Source organism: Streptomyces sp. 4F14 (assembly GCF_048159485.1).
Lineage (GTDB): Bacteria > Actinomycetota > Actinomycetes > Streptomycetales > Streptomycetaceae > Streptomyces.
On the sequence record NZ_JBLRVY010000212.1, the window covers coordinates 1 to 383 of the forward strand.

The window sequence follows — 383 nt, forward strand, 5'->3', positions numbered from 1 at the left end:
CGCCGTAGAGGCCGAAGTTGGCCGCGTGGGCGTCGCCGCAGAGCTGCGCGCCCACTCCGGTGACGGGGCTGCCCATCAGGTCGTGGGCCATCAGCCCGGCCGCGCCCCGCAGGAAGGCGAAGGGGGTGGCCGCCATCCGGCCCACCCGTATCGGCGTCAGACCCGGAACCCGGCCCCGGTTCGACTCCTCGACGGCCCGCACCGCGTCCGGCCGGTCCGGCGGCAGGACCAGCGAGGCGTGCGAGGACCGGGGCACCCGGCCGCGGAGCGCCTTGCCCGCCGCCTTCGGTGAACTCGCGGCCCCGCGCCGGGCGAACCCGGGCACGACAGGAATACGCGGATCCGACTCCTCGGCACGCTGTTCAGGCATCGTCGTCCCGGTC

1 protein-coding gene is annotated in these 383 nt (G+C 76.0%); it reads right to left on the reverse strand.

The window, feature by feature from the left end:
* A partial coding sequence (locus ACLZOT_RS50370) for a DUF2252 family protein (protein WP_416976041.1) occupies positions 1-370 on the reverse strand: 370 nt, incomplete at its 3' end.
* Positions 371-383: the final 13 nt, after the last annotated feature.